This window comes from Telluria sp. ZB4P34, assembly GCF_059686055.1.
Genome location: NZ_JCASIF010000001.1, coordinates 741,875 through 758,320, shown reverse-complemented (window position 1 = coordinate 758,320; position 16,446 = coordinate 741,875). Strand labels below are relative to the sequence as shown.

The following is a 16,446-nucleotide window of genomic DNA, read 5'->3' as shown; positions in this document are numbered from 1 at the left end:
CCGGCATGGGCGTCGAAATCGAGCGCAAGTTCCTCCTCTCGGGCGACGGCTGGCGCCGGCTCGGCAAGCCGGTCCTGCTGCGCCAGGGCTACCTGTGCGCGGACCCGGTGCGCACCGTGCGCGTGCGCATCGAAGGCGACAAGGGTGTCCTTACCATCAAGAGCAAGAGCAGCGGCGCCACGCGCGGCGAGTGGGAATATGCGATTCCCCTGGCCGAGGCCGAGGAATTGCTCGACCGCCTGTGCGAGCGTCCCCTCGTCGAAAAATACCGGCGCCGCATCCCTTACGCCGGCTTCACCTGGGAAGTCGACGAATTCCTGGGCGAGAACACGGGCCTGGTGGTGGCCGAGATCGAGCTGCCATCGGAAGACACCGGGTTCGACCAGCCCGACTGGATCGGCAAGGAAGTTACCGGCGACAAGCGCTACTACAACTCCAGCCTGATCCGTTTGCCATTTTCGCAGTGGACCATTTAGTGGATAAATCGATGACGTATGTTTCACGCCGCAAGGCGCTGGCACTGTGCCTGGGCGCGCTCCTGCCGGCAGTTGCCGGCGCCGTTACACCCGCGGCAGCCACGCCAGGCGCCTACTTCCCGCCTGCCGGCGAATGGGCCCGCAAGTCCCCGGCCGAGCTCGGCATCAATGCCGCCGCCCTGGCCGCCGCGGTGCAGTTCGCGCAATCGCGCGAAACCACGCGCGCACTGGACTTCTCGGACCAGGAAGCGACGTTCGGGACGCGCCTGGGCTCGATGCCGACCGCGCGCGCGCGCACCAACGGGCTGGTGATCTACAAGGGCTTCGTGGTGGCCGAATTCGGCGACACGCAGTTCGTGGACCCGACCTATTCGGTAGCAAAAAGCATGCTGGCGACCGTGGCCGGTGTCGCCGTGCGCGACGGCCGCATCGCCGTGGACGAAGCCGTGGGCAAGCGTGTCGACGACGGCGGCTATGCGTCGCCGCGCAATGCCCAGGTGACCTGGAAGCAGCACCTGCAGCAGGAAACGGAGTGGGAAGGCAGCCTGTGGGGCAAGAACGCCGACTTCATCGGCAAGGCGGCCTTCGGAGCGGGCGAGCGCAAGCCACGCACCCTGCAGGCCCCGGGCAGCTTCTACGAATACAACGACGTGCGCATCAACCGCTTCGCGCTGTCGCTGCTGCGGGTGTTCGGCCAGCCGGTGCCGGACGTGTTCCAGCAGCAGGTGATGGATCCGATCGGGGCCTCGAACAGCTGGAAGTGGGTTCCCTACCATAACAGCTATGTGGAACTGAACGGCAAGCAGGCGCCGTCGGTCAGCGGGGGCACGCGCTGGGGCGGCGGCATGTGGATCAGTTCCTGGGACATGGCGCGCTTCGGCTACCTGTGGCTGCGCGGCGGCGAGTGGCGCGGCAAGCAGATTCTGCCGGCGTCATACGTCAGGGCGGCCCTGAGTCCGAGCGCGCACGGACCGGACTATGGCTACCTGTGGTGGCTCAATACCAAGGGCAAGAACCTGCCGGGCCTGCCCACCAACGCCTATGCGGCGCTGGGCGCCGGCAGCAATACCGTCCTCGTGTCGCCCGACCACGATCTCGTGATCGTGTGGCGCTGGCATGCCGGCAACGTGGCCGACTTCGCCATCAGGGTCATCGCCAGCCTGCCGCGCTGAGCGTAGATGCCAGAGACCCGTAGGGTGGTCGGCTCGGCCGACCGCGCGTTCAACAATCAGATGAACAGCCGACCATCAATTCATAGGCGATCTGGACGCGCGGTCGGCAAAGCCGACCACCCTACAACATCTACTGTTTGCGCTGCTGCGCGAACCAGTCGAACAGCCCGGCCTCGCCGTAGGCATGCACCCAGGCTTCGATGTGGCCTGCTTCCGGCAGCACCGTGTACTTCACGTTCCCACCCTCCGCCTTGAGCGCCTCGACCATGCGCGCCGATTCCGATTCCGGCACCGCGTCGTCCTTCAGGCCGTGGAAGGCCCACACCGGCACGTCCTTGAGCGCCCTGGTCAGGCGCGGGATGCCGCCGCCGCAGATCGGGGCCACCGCGGCGAAGTATTCCGGATAGCGCGAAGCGAAATCCCAGGCGCCGTAGCCGCCCATGCTGATGCCGGTGAGGTACACGCGTTTCGGGTCGACGTTGTAGCGTTTCAGAATGTCGTCGAGCATCGACTTGAGACGGTAGGAATCCCACCATTCGCCGTCCGCCACCTGGGGAGAAACCACCATGAAGGGGAAGTCCGGATCCTTGTCGACGATGGCGGGCGGGCCCCAGGCCTTGACCTTGTTCAGGTCGGCGCCGCGCTCGCCCGAGCCGTGCAGGAACACGATCAAGGGCACCTTGTCGCCCTTGCTCGAATACGTCTTCGGCAGGAACGTGAGGTAGTTGATCTTTCCTTTGATGGTGCTGCTGCCGGGCTGCTGCGGGGACTTCGCGGCCGGAGTGGCAGGGGCGGGAGCGGCAAGCGCGAGGCTGGCGCTGTAGAGGGCGACGGTAACGAGGGCGAGGCGCAGGGCAAGACGGGGCATCGGATACTACTCCAGGCGACGGTGGGGGCTGCTGAGCAGGACACACAACTGTAGCATGGGGCCGCAGGGTGGACGGAAAACCGGCCACCCTGCGAACCGGGCCAGCGGCCGGTCAGTGGAAGTGCTCGGTCCCGGCCGGCGCGTCGTCCGGCATCTCGGCATGCACCAGTTCGCCCGTCGGGTCGGCGAACAGCGGGCCGCCGCAGTCGTCGCAGTATTCGGCGGGGTAGCGCTCGTTGATGCGCTTGATATGGGCGATGCCGGCCTCGTTCAGGTGGGCGACGATCTCGTTGATCGGCGTCAGCGGGGCAGGGCCGGCCGCGAATGGACCTTCCATCGGCGTGCCGTTCTCGTCTTCCTGGCCGTACAGCGGCCAGACGATGCCGTACATGACGTCGCTGTCCTGGCGCATCGTGAACGAGACCCGGTATTCGTCGATCAGGATGTCGGCCGACTCTTCGCCGAAGCCGGCGATCACGGCGCGCAGGTCCGAGGGCTCCACGCCCAGCGTGTGGGTCAGGTAGTGGACGGCGGCGCGGATCGAGATCGGGCGGATCAGCTTGTCGGCTTCGCGGCAGGCTACGTAATACGCTTCCGGCAGCAGCAGTTCCACGCCGCAGCCCGGCAGCAGGCGTGCGATGTTGGCCGTGCCCTGGGCGCGCCACTGCTCCAGCGCGCGGTTGCGTTCTTCGGCGAAGCCGATGTGGTGCTGCGGCTCCTGCCAGCGGAACATCGGCGCGCCTTGCGGCGCGACGACCGCCACCAGCAGGTAGCGGGTGTCGGCCAGGAAGGGCGCGGTCTCGTCCACCCGCGCGGCCGGCTTGACCGTGCCGCCCTTGTGCGCGCTCGCGGCCAGCTTGTGCGTCAGCGCATAGGTCTCGGCATGGGAGCGCGGCAGCTGGTCGATCGAATACAGCGAGGGCGCCATGCAGATACGGGTGCCTTCGGCCAGCAGGTGGGCGGAGAAGTGGGCCTGGAGCGTGGACAGCATCTCTGGTGGAATATTGCCCGAAGCGATGGAGAAGCGGGTCCAGGCGAGCACCGGCGCGGCCACCAGCAGGGCTTGCCAGGTGACGTCGCCGCCATCTTGCTGCTCGACCATGGTGGCCGATTCGCTCACGGCCTCGACCGCGTCCATCAGCACGTCGTACGAAGCGAGATCGTCCTTGAACAGGGCGTTCAATGCGGCGTCGATGCTGTCCTGGTGGTTGGTCTTGAGCAGCTTCTGCAGTTGCGTGTCCAGTTGGTGCTCCCAGGTCCGTTCCTCGACACGGCTGGCGGCCTGCATGATGGCTTGCGCGATGCTGACGAGACGCTGGCTTTCGACGGAAAGTTTAGGGGTTGAATCTTTGGAAGGACGACGCATGGCGCTAGGGGTCTCTCTTTTTCAAATAGTGGTCAAGGTCATGATAAACCCAAACCCCGGTATTGTAGTTGATTCGGCCACATGCCACGAACACGAGGCCTGCTTCAGCGGGAAAGAACCGCTTGCCAAGAATGTAAATAGAAAGGATAATGCGAATCGTTCTCATTAACTTTCAACGGCTCCGGCCTTCTGACCAAGAATAAAATGACCACCATCCCTTCGCAGGCAAGCAGCAGCTTCATCAAGAGCAAGAAACACTCCCGTCCTTCCGCTCCCGTCATGTCGGCTCCCGCGCTGGCGGTGCTGGCGACGCTGGCCATGCCGCTGTCGGTGCACGCCGGCGGCGTCGAGGCCGCGCCGGAGCTGGCGGCAGACGCGCCGCTGCCGAAGGTGCTGGTCACGGGCGGCGCCGACCGCGCCGTGCAGGGGCCCGTCAAGGCGAGCTCCGACAAGTTCACGGCGCCGCTGCTGGACACCCCGAAATCGGTCACCGTGGTGACCTCGGAAACCATCTCGCAGACCGGCGCCGTGTCGCTGACCGACGCGCTGCGTACCGTGCCGGGCATTACCATCGGCGCCTCCGAAGGCGGCAACCCGGTGGGCGACAACCTGTTCATCCGCGGCTACAACGCCCAGACCGATACCTATATCGACGGCGTACGCGATTCCGGCTCGCAGTCGCGCGAGATCTTCGCGATCGAGCAGGTCGAAGTGGTCAAGGGCCCGAACTCGGCGCTGGGCGGCCGTTCCTCGGCCGGCGGCGGCATCAACATCGTCACCAAGACCGCGCGCGACACTAACTTCAGCAACGCCACTGTCGGCCTGGGTACCGACAAGTATTCGCGCGTCACCGCCGACATCAACCGCGTCGTCGGCGAGAACACCGCCTTCCGCCTGAACACGATGGTGCATGCCAACGACATTGCCGGCCGCGACATCGTCGGCGGCGAGCGCTGGGGTATCGCACCCACCGTCACCTTCGGCCTGAACGGCCCGACCCGTGCGACCCTGAGCTACTACCATATGGAGAGCAGCGAGATCCCGGACACCGGCATCCCGTTCAACAACCCGGTCACCAGCGGCCCCGACGTCGCGAGGAATGGCGGCGGCACGCCGTTCACCATCGATCGCGAAGCCTTCTACGGCCTGAAGAACCGCGATTTCCGCGATACCGAGACCGATGTCGCCACCGTCGACCTGCGCCACGAGTTCAGTCCGAACCTGGTCCTGCGCAACGTGACCCGCTGGGGCAAGACCGGCCAGGACTACATCTACACCCAGCCGGATGACTCGAAGGGCAACACCGTCCGCTACGGCACCGTGTGGCGCCGTGCGAACACCCGCGACGTCGACACCCGTACGCTCGCCAACAGCACTAGCCTGACCGGCAACTTCGCTACCGCCGGCGTCAAGCACAGCTTCAACGTCGGCGTCGAATTCTCGCGCGAGGACACCCAGCGCGGCGCTTTCGTGTTCACACCGGGCACCAACAATCCGCTGACCAAGTCGTTCACATGCCCGACGTCCGGCGCGGAGACTCTGTACAACTGCACCACGCTGGTTAACCCGAATCCCTACGACCCGTGGGTCTACACCCGTACCACGTCGCCCACCCTGACCACGGTCGAGACCAGCACCCGCGCCGTGTACGGCTTCGACACCATCGAATTCACCCCCCAATGGCTGCTCAACATCGGTGCGCGCTGGGACGATTTCCGCAGCACGCTCGACACGCCGGCAACCAGCACACGCGCCCGGGTGGATACGAATTTCGATACCTACCAGGCCGGCCTCGTCTACAAGCCGAAGGCGAACGGCAGCATCTACGTATCGTGGGCGACCTCGGCCACGCCGCCGGGCAACGACGGCGGCGACGGCCTCGATGCCCTGAGCGTCCAGGTGCAGAACCTGCAGCCGCAAAAGAGCCGCAGCATCGAGCTGGGCACCAAGTGGGAAGTGCTGCCGGGCGGCCGCCTGTCGGTGAGCGCCGCCGTCTTCAGGAGCGACATGGACAACGCCCGCGTCACCGCGCCGGACGGCAGCACCCAGAACGTGGGCCGCAAGGAACTCAAGGGCGTCGAGTTCGGCCTGTCGGGCCGCATCACCAACGCCTGGACCGTGTTCGGCGGCTACACCTACCTCGACGGCGTCATCGCCGACAATGGCTTCGTCAACGCGAACGCCGGCACGACGGCCGCGCCGCGCTGGATCCCGTCGCCGTTCAACGGCAACGCTTTCCCGACCACGCCGAAGCACAGCGCCTCGCTGTGGACCACCTACGCGGTGAACAAGGCCATGACGATTGGCGGCGGCGCCAACTTCGTGGACCGCCAGTTCGCCAACGTGAACAACACCAAGTACTCGCCGAGCTACACCCGCTTCGATGCGATGGCGACCTACACCTACAGCCCGAACGTGTCCTTCCAGCTGAACATCCAGAACCTGACGGACAAGCTGTACTTCGACCGCGTCTCCTCGCCGCACTATGCCGGCGTGGGAGCGGGCCGGTCGGCCAGCCTGATGGCCAACCTCAAGTTCTGATCACCGCCTACCACCCCCGCCGGGAAACCGGATTCGCCCTCCTGATATGATCCGGAGGGCTTTTTTCCTTGAAGGACGAACATCATGATGCTGCACATCCCGGGCGTGCTCTCGCGTGAGCAGCTTGCCGCCATGCGCTCCCGCATGGAGGGGGCGCCGGAATGGGTCGACGGGCGCGAGAGCGTCGGCTCCCAGGGCGCCCAGGTCAAGCGCAACCGCCAGCTCATGGAAGGCTCGCCGCTGGCGGCCGAACTGGGACAGGTAGTGAGCAATGCGCTGATGAACAATCCGCTGTTCTTTTCCAGCGTGCTGCCCCTGCGTATGCTGGCGCCCTACTTCAATGCCTATGGCGGGGGAGAGCACTACGGACTGCACGTGGACGGCGCGGTGCGGCCGCAGCGCGGCGGCCTGCCGCCGGTGCGGGCGGACGTGTCCACCACCGTGTTCCTGAGCGAGCCCGGGGAGTACGACGGCGGCGAACTGGTGGTGGTCGATGCCTACGGCACCCACGAGGTCAAGCTGCCGGCCGGGGATGCGATCGTGTACCCGTCGGGGAGCGTGCACCAGGTGCTGCCGGTAACGCGCGGCGAGCGCGTGGCATCCTTCCTGTGGACCCAGAGCATGGTGCGCGACGACGGCAAGCGCGCCATGCTGTTCGAGCTGGATACGAACATCCAGAAGATCCGCGCGGCCTACGGCGAGAGCGACGCAAGCGTCGGCATGACCGGGCACTATCACAACCTGCTCCGCATGTGGGCGGAGATGTAGTCAAGCCTGGGGCGGCGCCTGGCCATGCTGTTGCTGCAGCCACTGCAGCAGCCAGCGCTCGCCCAGGTGCGCATGGCTGCGCGTGTCGCATGTCCGGTCCGCGTCCTGAACCTGGTGCTGTGGAGCATTCACAACATGGGAGCTCGCTTGATGTAAATACCTTGATGCTTGCCATAAGTGGGCAGATAATTGTTTCGAAGTTAATGGTTTTCCTTGTGTTTCATTTTAAAAGTGATAACCCATGCGCCCCGATCGCTTGCCCCTGGCACTGCGTGCTTTCGCCATCGTGTCCTTATCGGTGCTTGGCGCTTGCGGCGGGTCCAATCCCGTAGGCGAGTCGTCGGTGGTGCAGGGTAGCCGCGCATTGTCGGAGGTGGCGGCGAATGCGCAGGCAAGCGTCCCCGTGGCGACGTTCTCCAGGGCAAAGGCGAGTTACGCGATCGTGTCTGCCAATGGCGTCACGACCGTCAGCGACCTTGCGGGCATCGAGCCGGCGCGCGTGTTCCAGGGCCCGGTCACGCTCAAGTTTCCGGATGCCGTGATGAGCTTCGGCGTCGAAGATCTGATTCCGGGGGTCGCCTACCGCCTGTACCGCGCTGCCTTCGACCGCGTTCCTGACCAGGCGGGGCTCGGCTTCTGGATTCATGCCCTCGAAAACGGTGCCCAACCCGATGAGCTATCTGCCGGATTCCTCGGCTCCAGGGAGTTTATCGATGCCAACGGAAGCAATCTGTCGAATGCAGAACTGTTGCGGCGTTTGTATCGCAATATCCTGCATCGCGAACCGGACCCAGGAGGGATCGCATATTGGCAGGACATCCTCGACACCAATAAGGCGACCCGCGCGACGGTCTTGTCTGCATTCAGCGAAAGCGCCGAGAACAAGGCGGCGGTGCTGCCTGCCATCGCCAATGGCATCGAATACACCTTGCCGCCGCCTCCGCAAACGCAGGATGACGGCATCGCGAGGGTATCGAGTTTCTCGTGCAACGATCCAGGGATCTATGACTTGAACGGCCTTGAATGCGAGGTCCGTGGAACGAACCTGGTCCGGCCGCGGGATGCCAACAATCCTCCGATGTCCAGGGTGTACTTCAAGGTCGACGCAGCGCTGGGAAATTTTAGTTTCGGTACGCTCAGATCCTTGTGCAATAGCGGAATGCCCGACAGTTTCGACGACCCAAGCTACCTGAAATTCCGCTGCACGATTGGCACTGCCTTGCCGGTCGAGGCAAGACTGACGAACCCGGCATTCATCACTACTGAGCCCGTGTATTACCAGGACGATGCATCGAAGGGAGAAGTCGTCACGACTGTCTTTGCCAAACGCCGGCAGCCACGGGTGATCGCGAGCGTGGAGTGCTCCCATCTTGGGAGTGCCGGCGGCGTCACCGGCGGCAAGCCGGTGCCGAACGAGCCCGCCGAGTGCGTTGTACGAGGGCAGGGACTCGACGACAGGTTTCATATCGCAGGCCTGGCGGCCACGCACGGCGGGCCTGTCCTGTACGCCACCGGCCACGCCGGAGAAATCAGGTTCCGTGGCACTATGGAAACCGGCTACATTGCCGTGTTCGACGGTGAGTCCCTCGGTAACTCCTTCGAGGTCGATTACACGCCGTGAGTTGCGTTACGCAGACGAAGGCAATCCGCCGGAAGCTGACGGAAGCGCAGCCGAGCGCCAGCCCAGCCGGAGACGATCGGGCTCCTGCAATCGCTGTGCTGGATGACCTACGACCATGTCGCGTTCCAGAAGGGAAAATGCAAAGCTGTCCCAGGCCGACGCGGGAGCCTAGGCGCAGGTTTCGGCAGTGGTGCCGGCGCCCATTCTGATCGCGGGTCTCGGCTTGGCAGGTGAAGCCTGTTCGTACACCAGGAAGCATTGGCTTGCCTTGGGGGACCCGGCAATTGCCTTCGGGACGAGCGCTATTGCTCCGGCGGGAAACGACGGCGCGCCGACACCCGCCGTCCCGGTATGGACCACATAAAGCGCATCCAGTCCGGCCGCCTGCACCGTCGCCAGGTTTGCTGCGGGATAGCCGTGCACCAGCCTGACCGTGCTGTCCTCGAAGGTCTGGGTCGCTGCGCCGTTGATCAGGAACTTGGCGTGCGACATCACGGCCACCGAGGAAAGCGCCGCCCGTGCGTTGTCGAGCGCCGCATAGCGCGCTTCGCCGCCGAGGGCGGTCATACGGGGCAGGGCGGTAGCCGCCAGCGCGCCCACGATCGCGATGACGGCCGTCGTTTCCACCAGGGTGAAACCCCTTTCCCGCCGACGCCGCCCAGTTGGAATCCAGTTTGCAATCATAATAAAATGATAACGTTATTGGACCCATCCTATTACGAAAATCCGGCAGGCGGCGCTCGCTTGCAGCACATCACCCGGCAGGCCGAAGGCAGTGAGCAAGGGTAAGGGTCAAGGCGTGCGCGTCACCCGCCACACGGTGTTGGCCAGGTCGTCCGCCACGATCAGCGCGCCGCGCGGATCGACGGTCACGCCGACCGGGCGCCCACGCGTCTTTCCATCGCCATCGCGAAAGCCAGTGACGAAGTCGATGGGGGCGCCCGCGGGGCGGCCATCCCTGAACGGCACGAAAATCACCTTGTAGCCGACCGGCTGCTCGCGGTTCCAGCTGCCATGCTCGCCGACGAAGGCGCCTTCGGCAAACCCTTCCCCCATCGCCGGCAGGGAAAAGGACAGGCCGAGCGCCGCGACGTGCGAGCCGAGGCTGTAGTCCGGCTTGATGGCCGAGGCCACTTTCTTCGGGTCGGGCGGCATCACGCGCGTATCGACGTTCTGTCCCCAATAGCTGTAGGGCCAGCCATAGAATCCGCCCTCGCGCACCGAGGTGAGGTAATCCGGCACGAGGTCCGGCCCCAGCTCGTCTCGTTCGTTGACGACGGCCCACAACTGTCCCGTTCCCGGCAATATCGCCAGGGCAGTGGGATTGCGCAGGCCCGTCGCGTAGGGCTTGTAGGCGCCCGTATTCACGTCGATCTGCCAGACCATGGCGCGGTCGACTTCCGCTTCCATGCCGCGCTCGGTGATGTTGCTGTTCGAACCGATGCCGACGTAGACGAAACGCCCGTCCGGGCTGATGGTCATTGCCTTGGTCCAGTGGTGGTTGATCTCGGACGGCAGCCTGGCGATGCTGGCCGGCGGGCCGCTGGCCTTCGTCTGGCCCTCCTGATAGTCGAAGCTGACCAGTTCGTCCTGGTTGGCCACATACAGCTTGTTGCCGAAGAATGCCAGGCCATACGGTGCGTTGAGCTGGTCCGCGAAGACGGTCTGCAACTCGTAGCGGCCGTCGCCGTCGGCGTCGCGCAGCAGCGTCAGGCGGTTGCCGCTCTTGACCTTGGTATTGCCTTTTGCCTTGATATAGCCGGCGATGACATCCTTCGGTTTCAGTTTCGCCGCACCGCCGCCGCGGCCTTCCGCCACCAGGATGTCGCCGTTCGGCAGGACCAGCGTCTGGCGCGGAATCGCCAGGCCGGTCGCGATCGCCGTGACGGCATACCCCTTGGGTACGGTTGGCACATCCTTGCCCCATGCTGTCGGCTCGGCAATCGTCATGTTGGGGAGCAGGCCACGCTGGGGTTGCGGGAGGCTCGGGTTCGCGCCGGTAGCCGGGGTGGCGCTGCCGCCGTCGGTGCAAGCGCCCAGCAGCCACGCGGCGCCGATGATGCCCAGTATGCTTAATCGCTTCATCGCGCCACTCCTTTCCGTGCATGCAGTCCCATCCAGGCTGCGGCGCAAGCCAGCACGGCGACGATCGCCGACAGGATCAGGCCTGTGGGCATGGCCGCCCAGGCGTCCTTGGCATGTTCGAAGGCATTGACCAGTCCGAGGACCCATGTTGCGAGGAGCAGCAGGAAGTAGGTCAGGGGGCGCCCCGCCTTGCGCGGCGCGCGCACCAGGTTTGCCAGGGCGAACAGCAGGGCGAGTCCCCCGAACAGTTCGCCACCTGCGATCAGCCACGAAGCGAAATTGCTCCATTGGATTTGATAGCTTTGGTAGTAGGCGATATCGCTCAGCAAGGCGCCGAGGAAGAGGGGAACGGTCCCCGCCAGCAGGATGGTATGCAGTGTCCCCGGAAGGTGGTCAGGAAGATCGGATGTGGTCGAAGCATGCATCGAAGTGTCCTCGCCAATGATGTCATTCGTGCAAATCCTACCGTCGAACCGGATGAGATGGCGCATCGTTGAACGCGCCAGTGGCCTTGCCACGTCGGCCTGCCCATTACCGCCGCCGCTACTGCATGGGCGGCTGGCCGTTCGAGGCAGTCAGGCCGGCATCGACCGGCAGGTTCACGCCGGTGAGCAGGCGTGCGTCCTCGCTCGCGAGGAAGACCATCACGGCGGCAACGCCTTCCGGGTCCATTGGAGCGCCGAGCGGCATGCGCTCCCTGAACCTGGCGACCAGCTCGGGATCGCTCACCATGTCCTCGGTCATCCTGCTGGTCGTGAAGCTCGGATTGACGGCGTTCACCCGCACGCCATCCTTGGCCGCATCCATCGCCATCGCGCGCACCATGTTGCTGACCGCGCCCTTCGAGGTGTTGTAGGCGAACAGTTCCCAGTCGCCGCCCAGTCCCGAGACGGAGGAGGTCATGACGATCGAGCCGCGGGTCTTCACGAGTTCCGGCATCGCCGCCTTGGCCATGTGGAAGTAGCCGGCGACGTTGACCGCCATGACGCGCGCGAAGTCTTCTTCGCTGGTCTGCATGATGTCGCCCTCGGTGGCGACGCCGGCATTGTTGACCAGGATATGCAGGGCGCCGAAGCGCTCGACAGCCGCCTTGACGGCCGCCGCCGCGGTCTCCATGCACGCCGTATCGCCGACCTGCACGAGGACACGCTCCTGCGGCAGTGTTGCGGCGGACTCCCTGAGGCAGGCCTCGTCGATATCGAGCATGACGACCCTGGCGTCTTCGTCGAGGAAGCGGCGCGAGGCCGCCAGGCCGATGCCGGACGCGGCGCCGGTGACCAGCACGACTTTGTCCTTGAAACGCTTCATCGATACTCCTTTCCCTGTCAGCCAGATAGCGGTAAGGCCTGGGAGCTTAGCCTGTTCCGTCCAAGCGCGGCGGACGCCAGGCGCCTGACGGGCGGCGCAGTTGTCGCAGTGTATGGAACGGCGGATTATCCATGCGTGGAGTACAAATGGCGCAAGGAAGCCGCTGCATGCGCATCGTTTTTTTTCGGCATGCGCAGCGGCGTGGCGCGCGATGCCCGCGCAGGAGTTCCATGTCGGACACCCGACCAACAATAAACAAGGAGAATAGTTCATGGCAAATTCGGATCATCAGAACGACGGCGCCCCACCACGCGAGGTGCACGTCGGCCCGGCCTCGAAGAAAAAATGGCTGCCCTGGGTGCTGCTTGCGCTGGGGCTGCTCGCCCTCCTGCTCGGGCTACGGAGCTGCAACAGCCGGGAAGAGGTGCCGGTGGTAGCGACCGCGCCAGTTGCACCGGCGCCCGTGACACCGCCGCCGGCGGCAGCGGCGCCTGCCACCGAGACCGTGTCGGTCCTGCCCGGCACGGCGGCCATCGGGGGCTATCTTGCCGGAACTGAAGCGCTGCCCCGCACCTTCGTGTTCGAAAAGCTCAATTTCAACACTGACGGGAGCGACATCCGCGCCGAAGACCGCGACGAGCTGAACGAGCTGGCGGCCGCCATGAAGCAGCACCCGAGCGCACGCATCCGCGTGCTCGGCTACGCCGATGCGCGCGGCAGCGCCGGCGCCAACGTCAAGCTCGGCCAGGACCGGGCGGCGAGCGTGAAGGCGGCGCTCGTGGAGCGAGGCGTCGCGGCCGAGCGTATCGAAATCGCCACCGGCGGCGAGACCGACCCCGTCGCTACCAATGCCACCGCAGCAGGCAAGGCCGAAAACCGCCGGGCCGAAGTGGTCGTCCTGCAGCGCTGATTTCCGACATTTCCCTGTTTGAAAGGATTTTTCATGTCACGTACTCTCACTGCACTGTTCGACACGCGCGCCGATGCCGAGGCCGGCCGCGAGCGGCTGGTTGCCGCGCATGTCGACGCCGATCACATCCGGATCCACGACAAGTCCGCGATCGGCGAAACCGGCTACTCCTCGCAGGACAATCCCGGCATGTGGGCGTCGATCAAGAACGCCTTCCTGCCGGACCACGATCGTCATGTGTACGAGGAGGGCATCCGTCGCGGCGGCTTCCTTCTCACTGCCGACATTGACGGCGACGACTCGGGCGCGGCGATCCGGGCCCTCGAGGACACCGGCCTCAACAGCATCGATATCGACGAGCGTGCTTCCCAGTGGAAGTCGCAAGGATGGAACCCGCCGTCCGCGGGTGCTGAGACGAGTGCAGCCACGGCGCGCTCGATAGGCGCGCGTGGCGCGGTTGTCTGCTCCTACGGCGTCGGCAAGCCCGGTACCTGACCGGAAATCGCGATGGATGAAAAAAGGGCTGGAACCCGTCAAGGTTCCAGCCCTTTTTGTTGCCTGGGTGCGCCAGGCCGGCGCCCCCAGGTCTGTTCGCTTCTGCCTTACGCAGCCAGCAGCTGGCGCAGCACGAACGGCAGGATGCCGCCATGCTTGTAGTAGTCGACTTCGATCGGGGTGTCGATACGCAGCAGAACCTGCACTTCCTGCGATTCGCCGCCTTCGCGGTGGATCACCAGGGTCGCCAGTTGCTGCGGCTTGATCTCGCCTTCCAGGCCCTTCAGGTCGTAGGTTTCCTTGCCGGTGATGCCCAGCGACTCGACGCTGTCGTTGCCGATGAACTGCAGCGGCAGCACGCCCATGCCCACCAGGTTCGAGCGGTGGATGCGCTCGTACGAACGCACGACCACGGCCTTCACGCCCAGCAGCTGGGTGCCCTTGGCTGCCCAGTCGCGCGACGAGCCGGTGCCGTACTCTTCGCCGCCGAAGATCATGGTCGGGGTGCCTTCGGCCACGTACTTCATTGCCGCGTCATAGATCGACAGCTGTTCGCCCGACGGCTGGTGGATGGTGATGCCGCCTTCGACCGCCGAACCGTCCGCCTTCGGCGGGATCATCTTGTTCTTGATGCGCACGTTGGCGAAGGTGCCGCGCATCATGATCTCGTGGTTGCCGCGGCGCGAGCCGTAGGAGTTGAAGTCCGCCTTCAGGACGCCGTGGTCCTTCAGCCACTTGCCCGCCGGGCCGTCTTCCTTGATCGAACCGGCCGGCGAGATGTGGTCGGTGGTGATCGAGTCGCCGAACACGCCCAGCGCGCGTGCACCGGTGATGCCGGTGGCGGCCGCCTTCGGGGTCATCTCGAAGTCGGCGAAGAACGGCGGCTCGGCGATGTAGGTCGACTCGGGCCAGTTGTACACCTGGCCTTCGGTCGACGACACGCGCTGCCACAGTTCGCCCGGGTTGCCCTTCACGTCGGCATAGTTCTTCTTGTACACCTCGGAGTTCATCGCCAGGCGCATCAGTTCGCCCACTTCCTGCGAAGTCGGCCACACGTCGCCCAGGTAGACGTCGACGCCGTTCTGGTCCTTGCCCAGCGGCTCGCTCATCAGGTCGCGGGTCATGTTGCCGGCGATGGCGTAGGCGACCACCAGCGGCGGCGAAGCCAGGAAGTTCGAGCGGATGTTCGGGTGGATACGCGCTTCGAAGTTACGGTTGCCCGACAGGACGGCCGAGGCGACGATGTCGTTCTCGACGATCGCGGCGTTCAGTTCCGGGGTCAGGTCGCCGGCGTTGCCGATGCAGGTGGTGCAGCCGTAGGCGGTCACGCCGAAGCCCAGCTTTTCCATGTAGGGCAGCAGGCCGGCGGCGGTCAGGTAGTCGGTGACCACGCGCGAGCCGGGGGCCAGCGAGGACTTGATGTGCGGCGCCACGGTCAAGCCGCGCTCGACCGCCTTCTTGGCCAGCAGGCCGGCAGCCAGCAGGACGCTCGGGTTCGAGGTGTTGGTGCACGAGGTGATCGCCGCGATCAGGACGTCGCCGTTCTTCACGCGCACGCCGTTGGTCGTTTCGTAGACCTTAGCCAGGTCGCTCGGGTCCTTGTTGAAGCCGTTCTGGGTGGTCGGCTTGCTGAACAGCTCGGTGAAGGTGTTCTTCACCGAACCCAGTTCGATACGGTCCTGCGGGCGCTTCGGGCCGGCCAGCGACGGGGTCACGGTCGAGAGGTCCAGTTCCAGCACGCGGGTGTAGTCGATCTCGCCTTCCTGCGGGATGCCGAACATGCCCTGGGCCTTGTAGTAGCCTTCGAAGGCCGCCAGTTCTTCTTCGGTACGGCCGGTGCCGCGGAAGTAGTCGACGGTGGCTTCGTCGACCGGGAAGAAGCCCATGGTCGCGCCGTATTCCGGGGCCATGTTGGCGATGGTGGCGCGGTCGGTGGTCGACAGCGAGCGGGTGCCGGCGCCGAAGAATTCGACGAACTTGCCGACGACTTTTTCACGGCGCAGCATCTCGGTGACGGTCAGCACCAGGTCGGTCGCGGTGCAACCTTCGCGCAGCTTGCCCTTCAGGTTGACGCCGATGACGTCCGGGGTCAGGAAATAGACCGGCTGGCCCAGCATGCCGGCTTCTGCCTCGATACCGCCCACGCCCCAGCCGACCACGCCGACGCCGTTGATCATGGTGGTGTGCGAGTCGGTGCCGACCAGGGTGTCCGGGTAGTACACCTCGCCCTGCTTCATGACGCCGCGCGCCAGGTATTCCAGGTTCACCTGGTGGACGATGCCGAAGCCCGGCGGCACCACGCCGAAGGTGTCGAAGGCCTGCATGCCCCACTTCATGAACTGGTAGCGCTCGTTGTTGCGCTGGAATTCCAGCTTCATGTTCAGGTCGAGCGCGCCCGGCTCGCGGAAATGGTCGATGGTGACCGAGTGGTCGACCACCAGGTCGACCGGCACCAGCGGCTCGATCTTCTTCGGATCGGCGCCGGTCTTGGCGGCGACGTTGCGCATCGCGGCCAGGTCGGCCAGCAGCGGCACGCCGGTGAAGTCCTGCAGCACGACGCGGGCCACGACGAAGGGGATCTCGTCGGTGCGCTCGGCGGTCGCGCCCCAGTTGGCGAGCTGCTTGACGTGCTCTTCGGTCACCTTCTTGCCGTCGCAGTTGCGCAGGACGGATTCGAGGACGATACGGATCGACACCGGCAGGCGCGACAGGTTCACACCGAGGGATTCACCCAGGGCTGGCAGCGAGTAGTACTGGCCGGTCTGGCCGGCGCCGGCCGGGAATTCCTTCAGAGTGTTTAGGGTGTTGTGAGACATCATCTCTCCTTCAGTGGGAT

General features: G+C 65.1%; 15 protein-coding genes. 7 read left to right on the top strand and 8 right to left on the bottom strand.

Annotated features, from left to right (window positions below):
* Positions 1–5 precede the first annotated feature (5 nt).
* Positions 6–476 (top strand): CYTH domain-containing protein, encoded by a 471-nt coding sequence (locus AC56KL_RS03400; protein ID WP_497178727.1) that lies wholly within the window; start codon positions 6–8, stop codon positions 474–476.
* Between the two features lie 11 nt (positions 477–487).
* Positions 488–1,648, top strand: a complete 1,161-nt coding sequence (locus AC56KL_RS03395; protein WP_497178726.1) for a serine hydrolase domain-containing protein — start codon at positions 488–490, stop codon at positions 1,646–1,648.
* Positions 1,649–1,778: 130 nt separating this feature from the next.
* On the opposite strand, the gene AC56KL_RS03390 is transcribed toward AC56KL_RS03395, so the two are convergent.
* Positions 1,779–2,516: a carboxylesterase family protein gene (locus AC56KL_RS03390; protein WP_497178725.1), complete on the bottom strand. Its 738-nt coding sequence runs from the start codon at positions 2,514–2,516 to the stop codon at positions 1,779–1,781.
* A 112-nt stretch (positions 2,517–2,628) separates the two neighbouring features.
* The gene (locus tag AC56KL_RS03385; protein WP_497178724.1) at positions 2,629–3,882 is read right to left on the bottom strand and encodes a DUF2863 family protein; all 1,254 of its coding nucleotides are present in this window, start codon (positions 3,880–3,882) and stop codon (positions 2,629–2,631) included.
* A 204-nt stretch (positions 3,883–4,086) separates the two neighbouring features.
* Between AC56KL_RS03385 and AC56KL_RS03380 the strand changes: the two genes are divergently transcribed.
* On the top strand, positions 4,087–6,423 hold the full coding sequence (locus AC56KL_RS03380) for a TonB-dependent receptor (RefSeq protein WP_497178723.1): 2,337 nt from the start codon (positions 4,087–4,089) through the stop codon (positions 6,421–6,423).
* An 84-nt stretch (positions 6,424–6,507) separates the two neighbouring features.
* Complete coding sequence (locus AC56KL_RS03375; RefSeq protein ID WP_497178722.1) at positions 6,508–7,191, top strand: Fe2+-dependent dioxygenase; 684 nt, start codon at positions 6,508–6,510, stop codon at positions 7,189–7,191.
* On the opposite strand, the gene AC56KL_RS03370 is transcribed toward AC56KL_RS03375, so the two are convergent.
* Complete coding sequence (locus tag AC56KL_RS03370) at positions 7,192–7,323, bottom strand: hypothetical protein (protein ID WP_497178721.1); 132 nt, start codon at positions 7,321–7,323, stop codon at positions 7,192–7,194.
* A gap of 109 nt (positions 7,324–7,432) precedes the next feature.
* Here AC56KL_RS03370 and AC56KL_RS03365 point away from each other — a divergent pair, with 109 nt between their 5' ends.
* Positions 7,433–8,812, top strand: a complete 1,380-nt coding sequence (locus AC56KL_RS03365; RefSeq protein ID WP_497178720.1) for a DUF4214 domain-containing protein — start codon at positions 7,433–7,435, stop codon at positions 8,810–8,812.
* A 168-nt stretch (positions 8,813–8,980) separates the two neighbouring features.
* Here AC56KL_RS03365 and AC56KL_RS03360 read toward each other — a convergent pair whose 3' ends face one another.
* The 4 genes from AC56KL_RS03360 to budC form a co-directional block, all read right to left on the bottom strand.
* Entirely contained in the window at positions 8,981–9,496 is a 516-nt protein-coding gene (locus AC56KL_RS03360; RefSeq protein WP_497178719.1) for a type II secretion system protein, read from the bottom strand.
* 108 nt (positions 9,497–9,604) lie between these two features.
* A complete protein-coding gene (locus AC56KL_RS03355) occupies positions 9,605–10,897 on the bottom strand; it encodes a PQQ-dependent sugar dehydrogenase (RefSeq protein ID WP_497178718.1) in 1,293 nt (430 codons plus the stop codon).
* Positions 10,894–11,322 carry a DUF2231 domain-containing protein gene (locus AC56KL_RS03350; RefSeq protein WP_497178717.1) on the bottom strand — a complete coding sequence of 143 codons (429 nt, stop codon included), beginning with the start codon at positions 11,320–11,322 and terminating at the stop codon, positions 10,894–10,896. Before AC56KL_RS03350 ends, AC56KL_RS03355 begins: the two co-directional genes overlap by 4 nt.
* 118 nt (positions 11,323–11,440) lie before the next feature.
* Positions 11,441–12,205, bottom strand: coding sequence for a meso-2,3-butanediol dehydrogenase (gene budC / locus AC56KL_RS03345; RefSeq protein ID WP_497178716.1), 765 nt, complete (start codon positions 12,203–12,205; stop codon positions 11,441–11,443).
* 271 nt (positions 12,206–12,476) lie between these two features.
* Here budC and AC56KL_RS03340 point away from each other — a divergent pair, with 271 nt between their 5' ends.
* Entirely contained in the window at positions 12,477–13,115 is a 639-nt protein-coding gene (locus AC56KL_RS03340) for an OmpA family protein (protein WP_497178715.1), read from the top strand.
* Positions 13,116–13,148: 33 nt separating this feature from the next.
* Complete coding sequence (locus tag AC56KL_RS03335; RefSeq protein ID WP_497178714.1) at positions 13,149–13,610, top strand: hypothetical protein; 462 nt, start codon at positions 13,149–13,151, stop codon at positions 13,608–13,610.
* A gap of 107 nt (positions 13,611–13,717) precedes the next feature.
* Here the strand turns inward: AC56KL_RS03335 and acnA are convergent, their stop codons facing one another.
* Complete coding sequence (acnA, locus tag AC56KL_RS03330; RefSeq protein ID WP_497178713.1) at positions 13,718–16,426, bottom strand: aconitate hydratase AcnA; 2,709 nt, start codon at positions 16,424–16,426, stop codon at positions 13,718–13,720.
* Between the last annotated feature and the right edge of the window lie 20 nt (positions 16,427–16,446).

Excerpts from the sequence above, each read along its gene's own strand:
- AC56KL_RS03350 (WP_497178717.1), bottom strand. The coding sequence starts at position 11,322 with ATGCATGCTTCGACCACATCCGATCTTCCTGACCACCTTCCGGGGACA.
- AC56KL_RS03335 (WP_497178714.1), top strand. The coding sequence starts at position 13,149 with ATGTCACGTACTCTCACTGCACTGTTCGACACGCGCGCCGATGCCGAG.
- AC56KL_RS03375 (WP_497178722.1), top strand. The coding sequence starts at position 6,508 with ATGATGCTGCACATCCCGGGCGTGCTCTCGCGTGAGCAGCTTGCCGCC.
- AC56KL_RS03395 (WP_497178726.1), top strand. The coding sequence starts at position 488 with ATGACGTATGTTTCACGCCGCAAGGCGCTGGCACTGTGCCTGGGCGCG.
- AC56KL_RS03385 (WP_497178724.1), bottom strand. The coding sequence starts at position 3,882 with ATGCGTCGTCCTTCCAAAGATTCAACCCCTAAACTTTCCGTCGAAAGC.
- AC56KL_RS03340 (WP_497178715.1), top strand. The coding sequence starts at position 12,477 with ATGGCAAATTCGGATCATCAGAACGACGGCGCCCCACCACGCGAGGTG.
- acnA (WP_497178713.1), bottom strand. The coding sequence starts at position 16,426 with ATGTCTCACAACACCCTAAACACTCTGAAGGAATTCCCGGCCGGCGCC.
- AC56KL_RS03380 (WP_497178723.1), top strand. The coding sequence starts at position 4,087 with ATGACCACCATCCCTTCGCAGGCAAGCAGCAGCTTCATCAAGAGCAAG.
- AC56KL_RS03365 (WP_497178720.1), top strand. The coding sequence starts at position 7,433 with ATGCGCCCCGATCGCTTGCCCCTGGCACTGCGTGCTTTCGCCATCGTG.
- AC56KL_RS03400 (WP_497178727.1), top strand. The coding sequence starts at position 6 with ATGGGCGTCGAAATCGAGCGCAAGTTCCTCCTCTCGGGCGACGGCTGG.
- AC56KL_RS03355 (WP_497178718.1), bottom strand. The coding sequence starts at position 10,897 with ATGAAGCGATTAAGCATACTGGGCATCATCGGCGCCGCGTGGCTGCTG.
- AC56KL_RS03390 (WP_497178725.1), bottom strand. The coding sequence starts at position 2,516 with ATGCCCCGTCTTGCCCTGCGCCTCGCCCTCGTTACCGTCGCCCTCTAC.
- budC (WP_497178716.1), bottom strand. The coding sequence starts at position 12,205 with ATGAAGCGTTTCAAGGACAAAGTCGTGCTGGTCACCGGCGCCGCGTCC.
- AC56KL_RS03360 (WP_497178719.1), bottom strand. The coding sequence starts at position 9,496 with ATGATTGCAAACTGGATTCCAACTGGGCGGCGTCGGCGGGAAAGGGGT.